This is a genomic window from Mycobacterium sp. NGS17 (genome assembly GCF_059813205.1).
On sequence record NZ_JCALED010000010.1, the window covers coordinates 195,553 to 213,904 of the forward strand.

Annotated in this window: 11 protein-coding genes; 6 read left to right on the forward strand and 5 right to left on the reverse strand. The window is 67.6% G+C overall.

Annotated elements, in window-relative coordinates; all coding sequences use genetic code 11:
• The first annotated feature begins 94 nt into the window (after positions 1-94).
• The 3 genes from AC5Y7E_RS21015 (at position 95) to AC5Y7E_RS21025 (ending at position 3,231) form a co-directional block, all read left to right on the forward strand.
• Entirely contained in the window at positions 95-1,084 is a 990-nt protein-coding gene (locus AC5Y7E_RS21015) for a malate dehydrogenase (RefSeq protein ID WP_499950607.1), read from the forward strand.
• A 72-nt stretch (positions 1,085-1,156) separates the two neighbouring features.
• Entirely contained in the window at positions 1,157-2,365 is a 1,209-nt protein-coding gene (locus AC5Y7E_RS21020; RefSeq protein WP_499921491.1) for an NAD(P)-dependent malic enzyme, read from the forward strand.
• Positions 2,362-3,231, forward strand: a complete 870-nt coding sequence (locus tag AC5Y7E_RS21025; protein WP_499921489.1) for a glycine betaine ABC transporter substrate-binding protein — start codon at positions 2,362-2,364, stop codon at positions 3,229-3,231. Before AC5Y7E_RS21020 ends, AC5Y7E_RS21025 begins: the two co-directional genes overlap by 4 nt.
• 4 nt (positions 3,232-3,235) lie before the next feature.
• Here AC5Y7E_RS21025 and AC5Y7E_RS21030 read toward each other — a convergent pair whose 3' ends face one another.
• From AC5Y7E_RS21030 to AC5Y7E_RS21040, 3 genes are all read right to left on the reverse strand, one after another.
• The gene (locus AC5Y7E_RS21030) at positions 3,236-4,063 is read right to left on the reverse strand and encodes an SDR family NAD(P)-dependent oxidoreductase (RefSeq protein WP_499921487.1); all 828 of its coding nucleotides are present in this window, start codon (positions 4,061-4,063) and stop codon (positions 3,236-3,238) included.
• 93 nt (positions 4,064-4,156) lie between these two features.
• Positions 4,157-7,867, reverse strand: a complete 3,711-nt coding sequence (locus AC5Y7E_RS21035; RefSeq protein ID WP_499921485.1) for a multifunctional oxoglutarate decarboxylase/oxoglutarate dehydrogenase thiamine pyrophosphate-binding subunit/dihydrolipoyllysine-residue succinyltransferase subunit — start codon at positions 7,865-7,867, stop codon at positions 4,157-4,159.
• A 182-nt stretch (positions 7,868-8,049) separates the two neighbouring features.
• Entirely contained in the window at positions 8,050-8,829 is a 780-nt protein-coding gene (locus AC5Y7E_RS21040) for a hypothetical protein (RefSeq protein WP_499950608.1), read from the reverse strand.
• A gap of 271 nt (positions 8,830-9,100) precedes the next feature.
• Here AC5Y7E_RS21040 and AC5Y7E_RS21045 point away from each other — a divergent pair, with 271 nt between their 5' ends.
• A complete protein-coding gene (locus AC5Y7E_RS21045) occupies positions 9,101-11,068 on the forward strand; it encodes an MFS transporter (RefSeq protein WP_499950609.1) in 1,968 nt (655 codons plus the stop codon).
• Positions 11,069-11,073: 5 nt separating this feature from the next.
• Here the strand turns inward: AC5Y7E_RS21045 and AC5Y7E_RS21050 are convergent, their stop codons facing one another.
• Positions 11,074-14,490 (reverse strand): TM0106 family RecB-like putative nuclease, encoded by a 3,417-nt coding sequence (locus tag AC5Y7E_RS21050; protein ID WP_499950610.1) that lies wholly within the window; start codon positions 14,488-14,490, stop codon positions 11,074-11,076.
• A 51-nt stretch (positions 14,491-14,541) separates the two neighbouring features.
• Complete coding sequence (locus tag AC5Y7E_RS21055; protein ID WP_499921479.1) at positions 14,542-15,126, reverse strand: LppP/LprE family lipoprotein; 585 nt, start codon at positions 15,124-15,126, stop codon at positions 14,542-14,544.
• 229 nt (positions 15,127-15,355) lie between these two features.
• Here AC5Y7E_RS21055 and AC5Y7E_RS21060 point away from each other — a divergent pair, with 229 nt between their 5' ends.
• Positions 15,356-17,059 carry a DEAD/DEAH box helicase gene (locus AC5Y7E_RS21060; protein WP_499950611.1) on the forward strand — a complete coding sequence of 568 codons (1,704 nt, stop codon included), beginning with the start codon at positions 15,356-15,358 and terminating at the stop codon, positions 17,057-17,059.
• Positions 17,056-18,207: an acyltransferase family protein gene (locus tag AC5Y7E_RS21065; protein WP_499921477.1), complete on the forward strand. Its 1,152-nt coding sequence runs from the start codon at positions 17,056-17,058 to the stop codon at positions 18,205-18,207. Before AC5Y7E_RS21060 ends, AC5Y7E_RS21065 begins: the two co-directional genes overlap by 4 nt.
• Positions 18,208-18,352: the final 145 nt, after the last annotated feature.

The following is an 18,352-nucleotide window of genomic DNA, read 5'->3' on the forward strand; positions in this document are numbered from 1 at the left end:
GGTAGCGGACCGGACATCGGCGGCCGACAAGAGTGCGCTAGTTTCGAGCCGAAACCCGAACCTGCACGAACATCTCCACAAGGAGTACATCGACGTGAGCGCAAGTCCTCTCAAGGTCGCCGTCACCGGCGCCGCCGGCCAGATCGGCTACAGCCTGTTGTTCCGCCTGGCGAGTGGCTCGCTGCTGGGCCCCGACCGCCCGATCGAGCTGCGTCTCCTGGAGATCGAGCCCGCCCTCAAGGCGCTCGAGGGCGTCGTGATGGAGCTGGACGACTGCGCATTCCCGTTGCTGTCCGGTGTCCAGATCGGCGCGGACGCGAACAAGATCTTCGACGGTGTGAACCTCGCGCTGCTGGTCGGGGCGCGGCCGCGCGGCCCGGGCATGGAGCGCAGCGACCTGCTGGAGGCCAACGGCGCCATCTTCACCGCGCAGGGCAAGGCGCTGAACTCGGTCGCCGCCGACGACGTCCGCATCGGCGTGACCGGCAACCCGGCCAACACCAACGCGCTGATCGCGCTGAGCAACGCCCCGGACATCCCGAAGGAGCGGTTCTCCGCGCTGACCCGCCTGGACCACAACCGGGCGATCTCGCAGCTGGCCAAGAAGACCGGCGCGGCGGTCACCGACATCAAGAAGGTGACCATCTGGGGCAACCACTCGGCCACCCAGTACCCCGACATCTTCCACGCCGAGGTCGGCGGCAAGAACGTCGCCGAGGTGGTCAACGACCAGAACTGGATCGAGAACGACTTCATCCCGACGGTCGCCAAGCGCGGCGCGGCGATCATCGACGCGCGCGGCGCCTCCTCGGCGGCGTCGGCCGCCTCGGCCACCGTCGACGCCGCCCGGTCCTGGCTGCTGGGCAGCCCGGAGGGGGACTGGGTCTCGATGGCGGTCTACAGCGACGGCTCCTACGGCGTGCCGGAGGGCATCGTGTCGTCGTTCCCGGTGACCACCAAGGACGGCGACTGGTCGATCGTGCAGGGGCTGGAGATCGACGAGTTCTCCCGCGGCCGCATCGACAAGACCACCGCCGAGCTGGTCGACGAGCGCAGCGCGGTCACCGAGCTGAAGCTGATCTAGCGACGGCGGGGCGGTGGTATGACCCACCTCACCAATTAGGGCTACTAATGGGTAGTCAGTACGCTGAAGCGCGTGTCCGAGTTGCTTGAATCGATACAGACGCAAGCCGGGAACGGCGTGATCACCGACGCGGAGATCTTCGAGGCACACGTAGGCGGCAAGCTTTCCGTAGGCCTGACATCCCCGCTGGACACCCAGCGCGCTCTGTCGATCGCTTACACCCCCGGCGTGGCACAGGTCAGCCGTGCGATCGCCGCCGACCAGACCCAGGCCGCCCGGTACACCTGGGCGAACCGGCTGGTGGCCGTGGTCAGCGACGGCAGCGCGGTACTGGGCCTGGGCGACATCGGGCCGTCGGCGTCGCTGCCGGTCATGGAGGGCAAGTGCGCCCTGTTTCAGGCGTACGGCGGGCTGAACGCCATCCCCATCGTGCTGGACACCAAGGATCCCGACGCGATCGTGGAAACACTGGTGCGCCTGCGCCCGACGTTCGGCGCAGTCAACCTGGAGGACATTTCGGCGCCGCGCTGTTTCGAGATCGAGCGTCGTCTCATCGAGGCGCTGGACTGCCCGGTGATGCACGACGACCAGCACGGCACGGCGATCGTGGTGCTGTCCGCGCTCATGGGGGCCAGCAAGGTGCTCGGTCGCGACATGGGCTCGCTGAAGGTGGTGGTGTCCGGAGCCGGTGCGGCCGGCGTCGCGTGCACCAATCTCCTTATGGTGATGGGTGTTTCGGATATCACCGTGCTCGACTCGCGTGGGGTTCTGCACACCGGTCGCGACGACATGAACGACGTCAAGGTGGCTCTGGCGCGGCGCACCAACCCGGCCGGCCTGACCGGCAGCCTCGCCGAAGCCATCCGGGGCGCCGACGTGTTTCTGGGATTGTCGGGGGGCGTGGTTCCCGAAGAGATGATCGCCACCATGGCGCCCGGCGGGATCGTGTTCGCGCTGTCCAACCCGGACCCGGAGATCCACCCGCATATCGCGGCCAGATACGCGGCGGTGGTGGCCACCGGCCGTAGCGATTTCCCGAATCAGATCAACAACGTGCTTGCCTTCCCCGGGGTGTTCCGCGGTGCGCTGGAAGCCGGCGCGCGCCGCATCACCGAAAAGATGATGGTCGCCGCGGCCGAGGCGATCTTCTCCGTCGCCAGCGACGATCTGGCGCTCGACCGGATCGTCCCGAGCCCGCTGGACACCCGGGTCGGGGAAGCCGTCGCCAGGGCGGTGGCACTGGCCACGGATGCCCCAGACACTTCCGTCGCCCGGGGGTGAGGGTCGGCAGGCTGGCGGTGCCGCTGCTCGCCGCCGCACTCGCTGTGGCCGGTTGCGCACCCGGCACCGCGGACCGTCGTGCCAGCGCCGAAGTCGTGGTCGGATCCCGGCCTGACGCCGATTCGGCACTGCTGGCCGGCGTCTACGTCGCCGCCCTGCGGTCATACGGTTTCGGTGCGCGGGCCGCGGCGGCGGCCGAGCCGAAGCCCCAATTGGATTCCGGCGCATTCACCGTCGTCCCCGCCCTCACCGGCCGCACGTTGCAAGCTTTGCAGCCCGGCGCGACGGCGATGTCGGACAAAGACGTCTACCGCGCAATGATCGCTGCGCTGCCCGAAGGAGTGGTGGCGGGCGACTACACGACGGCCGCCGAAGACAAGCCCGTGTTGCTGGTCAGTGGGCCCACCGCCAAGGCGTGGGGCGGTAGTGATGTCAGTGCGGAGTTGAGCACGCTGCCCCGCCACTGCGATGGCCTCGTTGTCGGGACGGTCGCCGGACATCAGGAACCGTCGACGGTCGGCTCCTGCCGGCTTGCTCAGCCGCGCGAATTTCCCGATGCCGCAACGATGTTCGCTGCAATTCGGAGCGGACAGCTGACGGCGGGGTGGACCACCTCGGCCGACCCCGGCATCCCCGGCGACCTGGTCGCGCTGGCCGACGGCAAACCCGCGCTGATCCGTGCCGAGAATGTGGTGCCGCTTTATCGCCGCAACGCGCTCAGCGATCGGCAGCTGCTGGCGATCAACGAAGTGGCCGGCGTGCTGGACACCGCGGCGCTGGTCGAGATGCGCCGGCAGGTGCATACCGGTGCCGATCCGCAGGCGGTGGCGGCCGGCTGGCTGGCCGAGCATCCGCTCGGCCGCTGAGGCTTTAGACCTTCGGCATCAACCGGCCCATGACCGGGCCGAAGAGCTGCTGGTAGTACGGGCCCGCGACCCGCACCATCACGTCCAGGAGTTTGGCGTCCGTGCCAACCAAAACCCGCGCCTTCTTCTTGCGGACCGCGTCCAGGATGATCGTGGCGGCGCGTTGCGGGCTGGTCCTGGCGAGTCGCTTGTCGAACAGCTTCGCGAGCTGCTCGGGGTCGAGCCCCTCGGCGGCCGTCGCGTTGCGCGCGATCGCGGTCTTGATGCCACCCGGGTGCACCGTGGTCACCGCCACCGGGTGGCCGGCCGCGGCCATCTCCTGTCGCAGCGCCTCGGTGAAGCCACGCACGGCGAATTTGGCCGAGTTGTAGGCCGCCTGCCCGGGCACCGAGAAGAGCCCGAACACGCTGGACACGTTGACGACGTGCCCGTCGCCGGACGCGATCAGGTGCGGCAGGAACGCCTTGGTGCCGTTGACGACGCCCCAGAAGTCGACGTCCATCACCCGTTCGATGTCTTTGAACTGGCTGACCTCGACGTCGCCGGTGAAGGCGATGCCGGCGTTGTTGTAGATCTGGTTGACCTTGCCGAAGTGCTCCTTGACGCCGTCGGCGTAGGCCAAGAAGGCCTCCCGCTCGGTCACGTCGAGGCGATCGGACTTGAACGACGCGCCGATCGCCTTGAGCTGTTCCTCGGTGTGGCCCAGGCCCTCCAGGTCGACGTCACTGATCGCCACTTTGGCGCCCGAGCGGGCCAGCTCCACGGCCAGCGCCTGCCCGATACCTGAACCCGCGCCCGTCACCACCGCGACCTTGCCGGCGAACCCTTGCATGAGCACCCTTCCTTCTCGGCACGTTTGCGTCGAGGCTAGCCGGTACCAGCGGTCCCCGGTTCCCGCGGGTCGCAGATCCAGCGATCACCCCGGTCAGCCGAAGGCCGTGTCGATGATCTCCTGCTGCTCGACCGCGTGCACCTTCGACGAGCCCGACGACGGGGCCGACATCGCCCGGCGCGAGATGCGCTTGAGCCCGGTCAGCTTGTCGGGCAACAGCTCCGGCAGCTCCAGCCCGAACCGGGGCCACGCGCCCTGGTTGGCCGGCTCCTCCTGCACCCAGAAGTACTGGTTGACGTTCGGGTAGCGGTCCAGCGTCTCGCCCAGCCGCCGCTTGGGCAGCGGGGCGAGCTGTTCGATCCGCACGATCGCCACGTCTTCGCGGTTGTCCTTGGCCTTGCGGGCCACCAACTCGTAGTACAGCTTGCCGCTGGTCAGCAGGACACGGGTGACCTTGCTGCGATCACCGATGCCGTCCTCGTAGGTCGGCTCTTCGAGCACCGAGCGGAACTTGATCTCGGTGAAGTCCCGGACGTCGCTGACCGCCGCCTTGTTGCGCAGCATCGACTTCGGTGTGAACACGATCAGCGGCCGCTGCACGCCGTCGAGGGCGTGGCGCCGCAACAGGTGGAAGTAGTTGGACGGCGTCGAGGGCATCGCGATCGTCATCGAACCCTCCGCCCACAGCTGCAGGAAGCGCTCGATGCGGCCCGAGGTGTGGTCGGGCCCCTGACCCTCGTGACCGTGCGGCAGCAGCAGCACGACGTTGGACAGCTGGCCCCACTTGGCCTCACCGGAGCTGATGAACTCGTCGATGATCGACTGCGCGCCGTTGACGAAGTCACCGAACTGGGCCTCCCACAACACCAGAGCGTCCGGATTGCCCACCGTGTAGCCGTACTCGAAGCCGACGGCGGCGTACTCCGACAGCGGTGAGTCGTAGACCAGGAACTTGCCCCCGGTCGGGGTGCCGTCGGCATTCGTCGTCAGCAGTTGCAGCGGCGTGAACTCCTGGCCGGTGTTGCGGTCGATGATCACCGAGTGCCGCTGGGAGAAGGTGCCGCGCTTGGTGTCTTGACCCGACAGCCGCACCAGCTTGCCTTCGGCAACCAGCGAGCCCAGCGCCAGCAGTTCGCCGAAGGCCCAGTCGATCTTGCCTTCGTAGGCCATCTCGCGCCGCTTCTCCAGCACCGGCTGCACCCGCGGGTGTGCGGTGAAACCGTCCGGGGCGGCCAGGAAGGCGTCACCGATGCGGGCCAGCAGCGCCTTGTCCACCGCGGTGGCCAGGCCCGCCGGCAGCATCTGGTCGGCCTCGACCGATTCGCTCGGTAGCGCGCCGTGTTTCTCCAGCTCACGGACCTCGTTGAACACCCGCTCCAGCTGGCCCTGGTAGTCGCGCAGCGCGTCCTCGGCTTCTTTCATCGAGATGTCACCGCGGCCGATCAGGGCTTCGGTGTAGCTCTTGCGGACCCCGCGCTTGGTGTCGACGACGTCGTACATCGCGGGGTTGGTCATCGACGGGTCGTCGCCCTCGTTGTGCCCGCGTTTGCGGTAGCACAGCATGTCGATGACGACGTCCTTCTTGAACTCCTGCCGGAAGTCGACGGCCAGCTTGGCCACCCACGCGCACGCTTCCGGGTCGTCGCCGTTGACGTGGAAGATCGGCGCCCCGATCATCTTCGCGACGTCGGTGCAGTACTCGCTGGACCGCGAGTACTCCGGCGCGGTGGTGAAGCCGATCTGGTTGTTGGCGATGATGTGGATGGTGCCGCCGACGCGGTAGCCGGGCAGGTGGGTCAGGTTCAGGGTTTCGGCGACCACGCCCTGACCGGCGAACGCGGCGTCGCCGTGCAGCATCATCGGCACCACCGAGAACGCTTTTTCGTCGCCCTGGTCTTCGGCGCCGTGGTCCAGCAGGTCTTGCTTGGCCCGCACCAGACCCTCCAGCACCGGGTCAACGGCTTCCAAGTGTGACGGGTTGGCGGTCAGCGACACCTGAATGTCGTTGTCGCCGAACATCTGTAGGTACACGCCGGTGGCGCCCAGGTGATACTTGACGTCCCCGGAGCCGTGCGCCTGTGCCGGGTTGAGGTTGCCCTCGAACTCGGAGAAGATCTGCGAGTACGGCTTGCCGACGATGTTGGCCAGCACGTTGAGCCGGCCACGGTGCGGCATCCCGATAACCACCTCGTCGAGTCCGTGCTCGGCGCACTGGTCGATCGCCGCGTCCATCATCGGAATGATGCTTTCCGCGCCTTCCAGCGAAAACCGCTTCTGGCCAACGTATTTGGTCTGCAGGAAGGTTTCGAAGGCCTCGGCGGCGTTCAGCTTGCTCAGGATGAACTTCTGCTCGGCCACCGTCGGTTTGACGTGCTTGGTCTCGACGCGCTGCTGCAGCCATTCCTGTTGTGAGGGTTCGAGAATGTGGGTGTACTCCACGCCGATGTGGCGGCAGTAGGCGTCGCGCAGCAGGCCCAGCACGTCGCGCAGCTTCTTGTACTCGCACCCCGCGAAGCCGTTGACTTTGAACACCCGGTCGAGGTCCCACAGCGTCAGGCCGTGGTTGAGGATCTCCAGATCGGGGTGGCTGCGGAACCGGCTGCCGTCCAGTCGCAGCGGGTCGATGTCGGCCATCAGGTGACCGCGGTTGCGGTAGGCCGCGATCAACTCCATCACCCGGGCGTTCTTGTCGACGATCGAATCCGGGTTGTCGGTGCTCCAGCGCACCGGGAGGTACGGGTTGCCCAACTCGCGGAAGATCTCGTCCCAGAACGCGTCCGAGAGCAGCATCTCGTGGATGGTGCGCAAGAAGTCGCCGGATTCGGCGCCCTGGATGATGCGGTGGTCGTAGGTCGACGTCAGGGTGATCAGCTTGCCGATGCCCAGTTCGGCGATGCGTTCCTCGCTGGCGCCCTGAAATTCTGCGGGGTACTCCATGGCGCCGACGCCGATGATGGCGCCCTGGCCCGCCATCAGCCGCGGCACCGAGTGCACGGTGCCGATGGTGCCCGGGTTGGTCAGCGAAATGGTAACGCCGGCAAAGTCTTCGGCGGTCAGCTTGCCGTCGCGGGCTCGCCGCACGATGTCTTCGTATGCGGTCACGAACTGGGCGAAGCGCATGGTTTCGCAGCCCTTGATCCCGGCGACCACCAGGGAACGCTTGCCGTCTTTGCCCTGCAGGTCGATGGCCAGGCCGAGGTTGGTGTGCGCCGGCGTCACCGCCGTGGGCTTGCCGTCGATCTCGGCGTAGTGCCGATTCATGTTCGGGAACTTCTTGACCGCCTGCACCAGCGCGTAGCCGAGCAGGTGGGTGAACGAGATCTTGCCGCCGCGGGTGCGCTTGAGCTGGTTGTTGATGACGATCCGGTTGTCGATCATCAGCTTGGCCGGAACGGCGCGCACACTGGTCGCCGTCGGCACGTCCAGCGATGCCGACATGTTCTTGACGACGGCCGCCGCGGCACCGCGCAGCGTCTGCAGCTCGTCGCCCTCGGCCGGCGGGGGAGTCGGGGCTTTGGCCGGTCGGGGCGCGACCCCGTTGCCGGCCGCGGGGGCCGCGGGCTTGGCGGGCTCGGTGGTCTGCGGGGCCGCCGGGGCCGGCTTCGCCGGGGCAGGGGCGGCGGCCGGCGGCCCATCGGCGCTGGTCGGGGCGGCCGGCGCGGATTCGCCTGCGGGGTCGGGGTTGTAGTCGACAAGGAACTCGTGCCAGCTCGGATCGACGGACGAGGGGTCGTCGCGGAACTTGCGGTACATCTCCTCGACCAGCCATTCGTTTTGCCCGAATGGTGAACTTATGTTGCTCACGACCGCAGTTCGCCTCAATCCTTCTGTTCCGCAAGCGCATTCCCGCGGCGCCTGCACCCTTGTCGGTCCCGGACGACCGAACACCTCACACCGACGGCGATACCCATTGTTCCGCCCTATAAAGGCTAACCTTTCGCCGCCGATCCGCCAGGTCGACCGGGGAACGAGAGGACGGCCGGGCGCTAGCCGGCTTCGTGGACCGGGGGCACCAGGTGCAGCGCGCGGGGCCACCGCGCGGGCGGGGCGCCGAACGCCCGGTTGGCGTTGCGGATCATCTTCTTTCCGGCGAGGTAGTTGCCGATGGCGCCCACCACGACCCCGATGCCCACCGGCAGCAGTTTGCCGAACAACAGCGCGCCGCGCCGCACAGTGTACTTGCGGACCCACGACTTGAGGAGTCGCGAGTTCAGCTTCGACATCGACGACAGCGGCAGCGCGGCCAGGCCCTCGGAGATCCAGCCGCCGTTGGTACGGCGCGGACCGATCAGCTGCGCGACGGCGTGCTCGCTATTGTCGCCGGCGAGGACCGCCAGCACCAGCGCACGGCGGCGTTCCCGATGATCGGCCGGGATGTCGTAAACCACCGCCACCGCCAACACGAAGAACGCGGTGGCCTCCAGGAACGTCACCGTTTCGGCCGCCGCCGCGGACAGGGCGCTGATCGTGCCGATGCCGGGGACGGTCGCGGCGGCCCCCACCGCAACACCGCCGGCCGTCACGATGGCCAGGTATCGCTTCTGCAGCTTGGCCAGGATCTCCGCCGGGCCGGCATTCGGGTTCGCGTTGCGCAGCCGGGTCACATAGGCCTCGGCGGCCGGGCCCTGCAACCATGAGCTCCGCTCGATGACCTGCGCCAATGCCCGCGCGGACATCTTGGGTCGACCGTCGTTGGCGGTCGGCTGCTGTCCCGCGTCGGACATGGTGAAGAACCGGTTCGGCGACCTTTTCCGTCGACCCCGCATATTCTCTCTCCTGCAGATGGCGTCCCCCCAGGCTAACGCGCCCGTGGCAAATCCTGTCTCGTTATGCACCCCGACCGGGTCCTTGGCTGCCGGCCTATTGCCTTACCGGGAATAATGCGGGCTGGATGTCTGCGACGGTCCGTGCCGTTCGCCGGTCCTCATGCTGTTTACCGCGCCGCGCGCGGTGTATCACCTGCGGGACGGGTCGATGAGCCGGGTCGATTCGGCTGAGCGGCATCGCCGGGAGCGAAAGCGAAACGAGGTGGGGTGGATGACGACGGCTACGCCCCGCACGCCCGGGGGAAGCGCGAGACCGTCACCGGCCCGGGTCGCCAACCGCTGGGACTTCCTCACCCGGAGTTCACCGCAGTCGCAGAACCCCTGGAACCCGCTATGGGCGATGATGATCGGCTTTTTCATGATCATGGTCGACTCGACCATCGTCGCCATCGCCAACCCGACCATCATGGGCAGCCTGCGCATCGGCTACGACACCGTGGTCTGGGTGACCAGCGCCTACCTGCTGGGCTATGCCGTCGTGTTGCTGGTGGCCGGGCGCCTCGGTGACCGGTTCGGCCCCAAGAACCTCTATCTGATCGGTCTGGTCGTGTTCACCGCCTCCTCGGTGTGGTGTGGGCTGGCCGGCAGCGCCGCCATGCTGATCGCGGCGCGCGTGGTGCAGGGCGTCGGCGCCGGGCTGCTGACCCCGCAGACCCTGTCGACCATCACGCGGATCTTTCCGGCGGAGCGTCGCGGCGTCGCGGTGAGCCTGTGGGGTGCCACCGCCGGTGTCGCCAGCCTGGTGGGCCCGCTGGCGGGCGGTGTCCTGGTCGACGGGCTGGGTTGGCAGTGGATCTTCTTCGTCAACGTGCCGATCGGCGTCCTGGGGCTGGGGCTGGCGTATTGGCTGATTCCGGTGCTGCCCACCCAGTCGCATCGCTTCGACCTGATCGGGGTTGCGCTGTCCGGCATCGGCATCTTCCTGATCGTGTTCGGGCTGCAACAGGGTCAGGCAGCGCACTGGCAACCCTGGATCTGGGCGTTGATCGTGGCCGGCGTCGGGTTCATGACGGCCTTCGCGTTCTGGCAATCGCTCAACGCCCACGAGCCGCTGATTCCGCTGGTCATCTTCAGCGACCGCGATTTCAGCCTGTGCAACGTCGGGGTCGCCATCGTCTCGTTCACCGCCACGGCGATGATGCTGCCGCTGACGTTCTACGCGCAGGCCGTGTGCGGGCTCTCGCCGACGCGCTCGGCCTTGTTGATCGCGCCGATGGCGATCGCGAACGGCGTCTTTGCGCCACTCGTCGGCAAGATCGTCGATAAATACCATCCGCAGCCCGTGCTCGGCTTCGGTTTCTCCGTGCTGGCCATCGCGCTGACCTGGATCACGTTCGAGATGACGCCGACGACGCCGATCTGGCGACTGGTTTTGCCGTTCTTCGCGATGGGCGTCGGGATGGCTTTCGTGTGGTCACCGTTGACGGCCACCGCGACGCGTAACCTGCCGCCACACCTGGCCGGCGCGGGCTCCGCGGTGTACAACTCCGTGCGCCAGCTCGGTGCGGTGCTCGGCAGCGCGGGCATGGCCGCGTTCATGACGTGGCGGATCACCGATGAGATGCCGCGCCGGCCGTCCGGCGACGCGGTGGGCGAGGACGCGCTCACCCTGCAGCTGCCCGGGTTCCTGCGCGACCCGTTCGCCGCCGCGATGTCGCAGTCGGTGCTGCTGCCGGCGTTCATCGCGCTGTTCGGGATCATCGCCGCACTGTTTTTGGTGGGCTTTGCGCCGTGGCCCGGCAAGGGAGGCGACGATCCGCCCGGCCCTGACGACGACGTCGTCGACGACGACTACGACGATGACGAATACGTCGAATTCCTTCTGGTGCGCGAATCCGACGTCGAGCAAAGGAGTCATCCCGAGCCGCCCCGGCAACCGGTCGAACGGCCGCGCCCGGCGACCACCGGGGTCTCGCGACGCGGCCCGGCCGCGCCGGCTCAACCAATCGGCCACGCCCACAACGGTTCTCATGTGGATAGCGGTAAACGCCTTCGACAGGTGGCCGTGCGGCGCCCGCCCAACTCCCTCCCGCCGGGCGATCGGCTCACCCGGCCGCCGCGCCGCCAACACACGGCGGGGCGGCAGTTTTCCGAGGGTGAATCGTTGCGAGGCCAGCATCACCGCCCCGATCCCGACGATGACCCCACCGGTCCGGGCCGGCACTCGTCGACCGGTTAGCCCGTTCACCGCAGAACGGGCTGCGTGAGAGCCAGAAAGGCGCCCAGGTCGATCAGGCCCTCGGGGGTGGCGGGCAGATATTCCGTCAGCGACGGGGAGCGCACGATCACGGCCGCGTACTGAGCCCGGCTTACCGCGACGTTGAGCCGATTCCTGTTGAGCAGGAAGGAGACCCCGCGGGGCGCCACGTCCATGGACGACACCGTCATCGAGATGAAAACCAGCGGTGCCTGCGCGCCCTGGAACTTGTCGACCGTCCCGACCCGCACTCCAACCAGACCTGCGGCGGTCAACCGGTGACGTAGCAGCGCCACCTGGGCGTTGTAGGGCGCCAGCACCAGCACATCGGTGGCGGCCAAGGCCCGGATGCCGTGTTCATCGGTCCACGACGCGCCGAGCAGCTGGTCGATCTCGGCGACGATCGTGTCGGCCTCCTCGGGGCTCTCGGTCGAATTGCCTTGATGCTCAACCGAAAGCAGCTGTACACCTGGCTGATAGCCGTCGAGCCGGCGGGCGGCGGTGCAGTCGTGGGAATGCAGCCTGTTCTCGTAGGAGAGCGCCGAAACCGCGGCGCAGACCGCCGGATGCATGCGGTAGGAGAGGTCCAGGAAGTAGCCACGTTCGTCGGGCAGGGTGCGTTGACCGTCGACCAGCCACTCCAGCGCGGAGACGTCCACCGGCTCGGGATGAGTGCCCTGGCTGACTTGCGGCAACTGCTGCGGATCCCCGAGCAGCAGCAGGTTTGCGGCGGCCGGGGCCACGGCGATGGTGTTGGCCAAACAGAATTGGCCCGCTTCGTCGATCACCAGCAGATCCAGGCTCCCCGGCGGTATCCGATTGGCGTTGGCGAAATCCCATGCCGTTCCGCCGATCACACAACCGGGTGTGTCAGCGAGGAACGCGGCGTAGGCGCCGCCGTCGATCTCCCGCCAGCGCGGTGCCCGGTGGTCGTTGCGCTTCTTGGCGATCCGTTGCGGATCCAGACCGGCGTCGATGACACAGTCCAGCACGTTCTCTACGGTGGCGTGTGACTGTGCGACCACACCGATCCGCCAGCCGTGTTCGGTGACCAGATCCTGGATCACGCGCGCCGCGGTGTGCGTCTTGCCGGTGCCGGGCGGACCGTGCACCGCAAGGTATGACGAATCGAGATCCAGTAGCGCGGCGGTGATGTCGGCGACGGTGTCGTCGCTACGGGGGAGGGCGGTGCCGCCGCGCAGACGGGGCGCGGCACGCAGGAGCACGTCGACGACGGCGCTGCGGGGCAGTTGCGGCAATCCGGCGGCCACGCGGGTCGCGGTCGCCTCGATCGAATCCCGCAGGGCCGTCGTCGGGATGGGCGGGCCTGGGGTCAGTGCGAACGGCAGCTGGTGAAAAGTGTTGCCGTCGCTGCCAACTCGTTCGAGTACCACCACTTCGGCTGGGACCGCCGGATCGTCGGCCTCGACCACCGAGACCCGCCCGGCCGCCCGCCGGTCCGGGCTGTCGGTCATGCCGGGCGGAGCAGGCGGGTGGTAGAGCGCAAAGACCTCGCTCTTCAAGTCGCCGCGCGCCAGCTCACCGCGCAGCCGCAGCCGCCGCTGCGGTTTGCGCGCGCGTGGCGGCGTGTGCCAGTCGACGCTGACCGACACGTGCTCGGCGACGAAAACATCGGTGTTATCCGCCCACTCGTCGATCGGGAAGTTCAGCCGGTCGAAGTGCGCCCACCAGAAGGGTTTGTCCTCGCGCCGGTGGTAGCCGCGCGCCGCGGCCAGCAGGGCCACCGCCGTCTGCTCGGGCGTGCGGTCGTCGACGCCGGCGGCACCGGCGAACGCCGACAACGTCATCGCCAGTTGGTCGCGGTCATCGACGGTGTTGCCGTCCGTCACGGCCTGGGCGCCGATCGGCAGGACGCCGGATTCGTACGCGCGCAACATCAACCAATTCCGCAGTTTTTGTGTCGAGGAGCAGTCGTAGTGGTTGTAGTCCTCGATCTCTTTGAGCACCGATGCGGCCTCGTCGCTGCGGCCGTCCGCCTGGAGTTCGCAGTAGCGTGCGTAGGAGGTGATCGACCCGGTGGCCGTGGTCACGTCACCCACGCGCAGCTGAGCCCCCATGTAGAGCGGCTCCAGCGCCTTGAGGCTGAAGGACTCCGCACCGGTGCGAATGCTCCTGCGCACCAAGGGGTAAAGGTCGACCAGCGTACCGCTGCGCAGCAGTTCGTCGACTTCGTCCTCGCCAATCCCATAGCGTCCGGCGAGTCGCAACAACGCGGTCTTCTCGTAGGGCGCGTAGTGATAGATGTGCATGTTGGGGCGGCGCTTGCGGCGTTTGGCCACCAGCGCCAGGAAGTCGATCAGCGCCTTGCGTTCGTCGGCCCGGTTATGCGCCCACAACGGGCGAAACTTCCCCGCCGGCCCGGCTTCGAGCACACCGAACAGATATTCCAGGCCCCACTCGCGGCCATCGGCGGTCCACAGCGGGTCGCCTTCGAAGTCGAAGAACAGGTCCCCGGGGTCGGGCTCGGGCAGCAGGGTCAGCGGCTGCGGGTCGATGACCTCGACCTGCGGAACGCCGGTTTCACGTTGGCGGACTTGCAGTTTGGCCTGGACGGCGAGCTTGCTCAGCGCGCCGGCCGCCAGGCCGGGAACGGGTCCGCGAAGATCGGCCAAGTCGGCGACGGTGCTGATCCCGGCATCAAAGAGCTTGTCGCGCTGGCTCACTCGCATGCCGGCCACCAGCAGCACGTCGTCGGACGCCCGTAACTGCTCGAGGCACAGTGGGCACCGAAAGCAGGCGGCAACACCCTCGTCGTCCCAGCGGACCGTGGCGTCGCCCGCGTAGTGCTCATCGAGGAGGCGCTGCAGGCGGGCCCGCTGCAAGCGGTAGACGGGGATCAGGTCGTGAACCCGGTGCCGCACAGTGGTTCCATCGCCCAGCCGCAGCTCGGCCTCGGGCGCAACGGGGACGCCGGAGGCGGCCAACGCGTCGGCATAGGCGGCAAGCTGTAACAGCGCGGTCACCTTGGCCGAGCGGGCCAGCTTGGTGTCCACGACCCGGTACCACTCGCCGTCACGCACCAGGAAGTCGGCGAAGCCGACGAAGCGGCCGTCGAACATGGCGGCTTGATACACCACCGGCGCCCGGTCGGCGACGGCGCGCCGGGTAGCGTCGGCGGCCGCCGCCAGGCCGGCGGGGGTGTACGCGGGGCGGCCGATGATCGCGACGGCCTGTCCGAAGCGGTCGCGCAGCGAGGCCAGTTCCCGTCGCTCGTGCTCGCTGCCGAGGTCGGCCGTCCGCGTGAGCAGCTCGTCCTCGGCGGTGACGGGAGCGGCCCCGCGGCCTAGCTTCGCGTCGAAATCCCGCAGCAGCGCGAATTCGCAGCGGGCTGCGGCGGCCAGATCCGATGCGCTGTAGATGATGCTGTCGCCGGAGACCAACACGCGAGCCACAGTAGGCCAGCGCCCCGACAGGAGGGTGGCGCGTGCCCCGGATCAGCGCGCGGGCGTGTTGCCGATGAGGTCGACCGCGTTGCCGTTCCAGTGGAATTTCACGTCGGTGTTCAAGCCGTTGATCCCGCTGGGATAGGTCAGCGCCACCGTGTCGCCCGTTGTCTGCGCCGCGTCAACGCCGTTGAATCCGTAGGTGTCGGGCACGCCCTGTGGGATGAATTGGCCAAGATGGAACAGCACCGCCCGGGTGGTCGGACTCACCGCGTTGGTGTTGGCCTTGATGATGATCGCCGACAGCTGCGCGCATTGGTTGTAATTGCCGGCGAGCGGTTCAGGGTTCCAGGGCTGCTGGCTGCGCGGGTCGCGAGGCAGCTCGGAAACCACCTTGGCGATGGTGGGCGAGGCGAGGTTGACCGCGCAGGGATCGGCCGGCGGCGCGTTGCCTGGTGGCGCGGCCGCGGGGAGAGTGGCCGGAGCCGTGATCGACGCGACCTCCGACGGGGTCCTGGCCTGGGGCGTCTTGGCAGCGGTGGAGTCCCCCGAACCGCAGCCGGTCATGGTGAGGGCGATGAGAGCGACAGCGGCCGAGCCGGTCAGTGGCTCGGCACGACACGGTAGCGACCACACATCGACGCACCGTACCGTCAATGGGCCCGCGACTGTGGCAGGCAGGCCGGGTGTGCCGACGATCACCCGCAGCGCTCAACTCCGTTGAGCTCGCGATCACACTGGGCTTTCTGGTGGTGACCCGCAGCGCTCAACTCCGTTGAGCTCGCGATCACCACTGGGCTTTCTGGTGGTGACCCGCAGCGCTCAACTCCGTTGAGCTCGCGATCACCACTAGACTCCTTGGACGATGACCCTCTCGGACAGCTCGACTGAAGCTGCCTCAACCACGTTTGCCGACCTGCAGATCGATCCCTCGGTCCTGCGGGCGATCGCTGACGTGGGCTACGAGTCGCCCACCGGCATTCAGGCGGCGACCATCCCGGCGCTGATGGCGGGCTCCGACGTCGTCGGGCTGGCCCAGACCGGAACCGGCAAGACCGCGGCGTTCGCGATCCCGATCCTGTCCAAGATCGACGTCACCAGCACCGCCACCCAGGCGCTGGTGCTCGCCCCCACCCGGGAACTGGCCCTGCAGGTGGCCGAGGCGTTCAGCCGGTACGGGGCCCACCTGCCCAAGATCAACGTGCTGCCCATTTACGGCGGATCCTCCTACACTGTGCAGCTGGCCGGGCTGCGCCGCGGCGCCCATGTGGTCGTCGGCACCCCGGGCCGGGTCATCGACCACCTCGAGCGCGGGACGCTGGACCTGTCCCACGTCGACTACCTGGTGCTCGACGAGGCCGACGAGATGCTCACCATGGGATTCGCCGAAGAAGTCGATCGCATACTGTCCGAAACCCCGGAATACAAACAGGTTGCGTTGTTCTCGGCGACCATGCCGCCCGCGATCCGCAAGATCACCACCAAGTACCTGCATGATCCGCTCGAGGTCAGCACCAAAGCGAAAACCGCTACGGCCGAGAACATTTCGCAGCGCTACATCCAGGTCGCCGGCCCACGCAAGATGGACGCGCTGACCCGGGTGCTGGAAGTCGAGCCGTTCGAGGCGATGATCATCTTCGTCAGGACCAAACAGGCCACCGAGGAAGTCGCCGAAAGGCTAAGGGCCAGGGGATTTTCCGCGGCCGCCATCAACGGAGACATCCCGCAAGGTCAGCGCGAGCGCACCGTCGCCGCATTGAAGGACGGCAGCATCGACATCCTGGTCGCCACCGACGTGGCCGCGCGCGGGCTCGATGTGGAGCGGATATCGCACGTGCTCAACTACGACATTCCGCACGACACCGAGTCTTACGTGCACCGGATCGGGCGCACCGGTCGGGCCGGTCGTTCGGGAACGGCGCTGCTGTTCGTTTCCCCGCGCGAGCGCCACCTGCTGAAAGCGATCGAAAAGGCCACGCGTCAAACGCTCACCGAGACCGGTTTGCCCACCGTCGAGGACGTCAACGCCCAGCGGGTGGCCAAATTCGCCGATTCCATCACGACCGCGCTCGGTTCGCCCGGAATCGACCTGTTCCGCAAGTTGGTGCAGGACTACGAACGCGAGCACGACACGCCGATGGCCGACATCGCCGCCGCGCTGGCGGTGCAGTCGCGCGATGGCGAGGAGTTCCTGATGTCGCCCGAGCCGCCACCGGAACGACGCGAGCGGCGCGCAGAACGGCGTGAGCGTCCCGAAAGACCAAGAAATGCGAAGCCTTTCGCCACCTATCGCATCGCGGTGGGCAAGCGGCACAAGATCGGCCCTGGCGCGATCGTCGGGGCCATCGCCAACGAGGGCGGGTTACATCGCAGCGATTTCGGCCACATCGCGATCGGACCGGATTTCTCACTGGTGGAGTTGCCGGCCAACTTGGGCAAGTCGACGTTGAAAAGGCTTGAGCACACCCGGATTTCGGGGGTGTTGATCAACCTTCAGCCGGAGCGCTCGTCCACCAACAAGCTCCACGGCCGAGATGGTGGGAAGCCGCGCAGGAAACACGGCGGATGACGCTGTCGGAAGAGCAAGACGCCCAGGGCGGGCTCGAGCAGACCTCTCGCGTAGACCGGATCGCGTCCCTGACGGGCATCCGCGCGGTCGCGGCGCTCCTCGTCGTCGGCACCCACGCTGCATATACCACCGGCAAATACACGCACGGATATTGGGGCCTGGTCGGTTCCCGAATGGAGATCGGGGTGCCGATCTTCTTCGTGCTCTCCGGCTACCTGTTGTTCCGCCCGTGGGTGAAGTCGGCGGCGCGAGGCGGAGCGCCGCCGTCGCTGAGTCGCTATGCGTGGCACCGGGTTCGCCGAATCATGCCCGCCTACGTGATCACCGTCTTGTTCGCCTATGTGCTCTACCACTACCGGGATGCCGGGCCGAACCCGGGACACAGCTGGCTGGGGCTGGCGCGCAACCTGACGCTGACGCAGATCTACTGCAACGGCTACCTGGGCAAGTATCTGCACCAGGGCCTGACCCAGATGTGGAGCCTTGCGGTAGAGGGCTCGTACTACGTGGTGCTGCCGCTGCTGGCGTACCTGCTACTGGTGGTGATCTGCCGGCGACAATGGCAGCCGAAACTCGTCCTGGGCGCCCTGGCGGGAATGGCGTTGGTCAGCCCCGCCTGGCTGGTCCTGGTGCACACCGATCACTGGTTTCCCGACGGCGCACGGCTGTGGCTGCCCACCTACCTGGCGTGGTTCCTCGCCGGCATGATGCTGACCGTGCTGCAGGAGATGGGAGTGCGCGCCTACGGCGTCGTGGCCATACCGCTGGCGGTCGTCTGCTATTTCATCGTGTCAACGCCCATTGCCGGCGCGCCCACGACCTCCCCGGCGACGCTGAGCGAAGCGTTGTTCAAGACGTGTTTCTATGCCGTCATCGCCGCACTCGCGGTGGCACCGCTGGCCCTTGGTGGCCCTGCCAGTGCTCAAGGCTGGTATTCGCGAATACTGGCCAGCCGCCCGATGGTGTGGCTGGGCGAGATCTCCTACGAGATCTTCCTGATCCACCTGATCACCATGGAATTCGCGATGGACTACATCGTGGGCGCCCGTGTTTACACCGGATCGATGCTGTACCTGTACGTCGCGACGCTGGTCGTGACGATCCCGCTGGCGTGGCTGTTGCACCGGTTCACCCGCGTCCGTGACTGAGGCGGCGCCGTCGGTCGGAGGCGGCGCCGGGCGCCGCCGCGCACCGTTCGTAACAGCGGCCCCGGGCGTCTCGCCGCGGGGTGGACAGGCGATTGCCCGCCTCACAGCGACAACCTCGTTAGCCGGTGTGACCAGAGGAAACGGG

Coding starts and splice junctions, on each gene's coding strand:
- AC5Y7E_RS21030 (WP_499921487.1), bottom strand. CDS start 4,063: ATGCAAGGGTTCGCCGGCAAGGTCGCGGTGGTGACGGGCGCGGGTTCA.
- AC5Y7E_RS21040 (WP_499950608.1), bottom strand. CDS start 8,829: ATGCGGGGTCGACGGAAAAGGTCGCCGAACCGGTTCTTCACCATGTCC.
- AC5Y7E_RS21045 (WP_499950609.1), top strand. CDS start 9,101: ATGACGACGGCTACGCCCCGCACGCCCGGGGGAAGCGCGAGACCGTCA.
- AC5Y7E_RS21060 (WP_499950611.1), top strand. CDS start 15,356: ATGACCCTCTCGGACAGCTCGACTGAAGCTGCCTCAACCACGTTTGCC.
- AC5Y7E_RS21065 (WP_499921477.1), top strand. CDS start 17,056: ATGACGCTGTCGGAAGAGCAAGACGCCCAGGGCGGGCTCGAGCAGACC.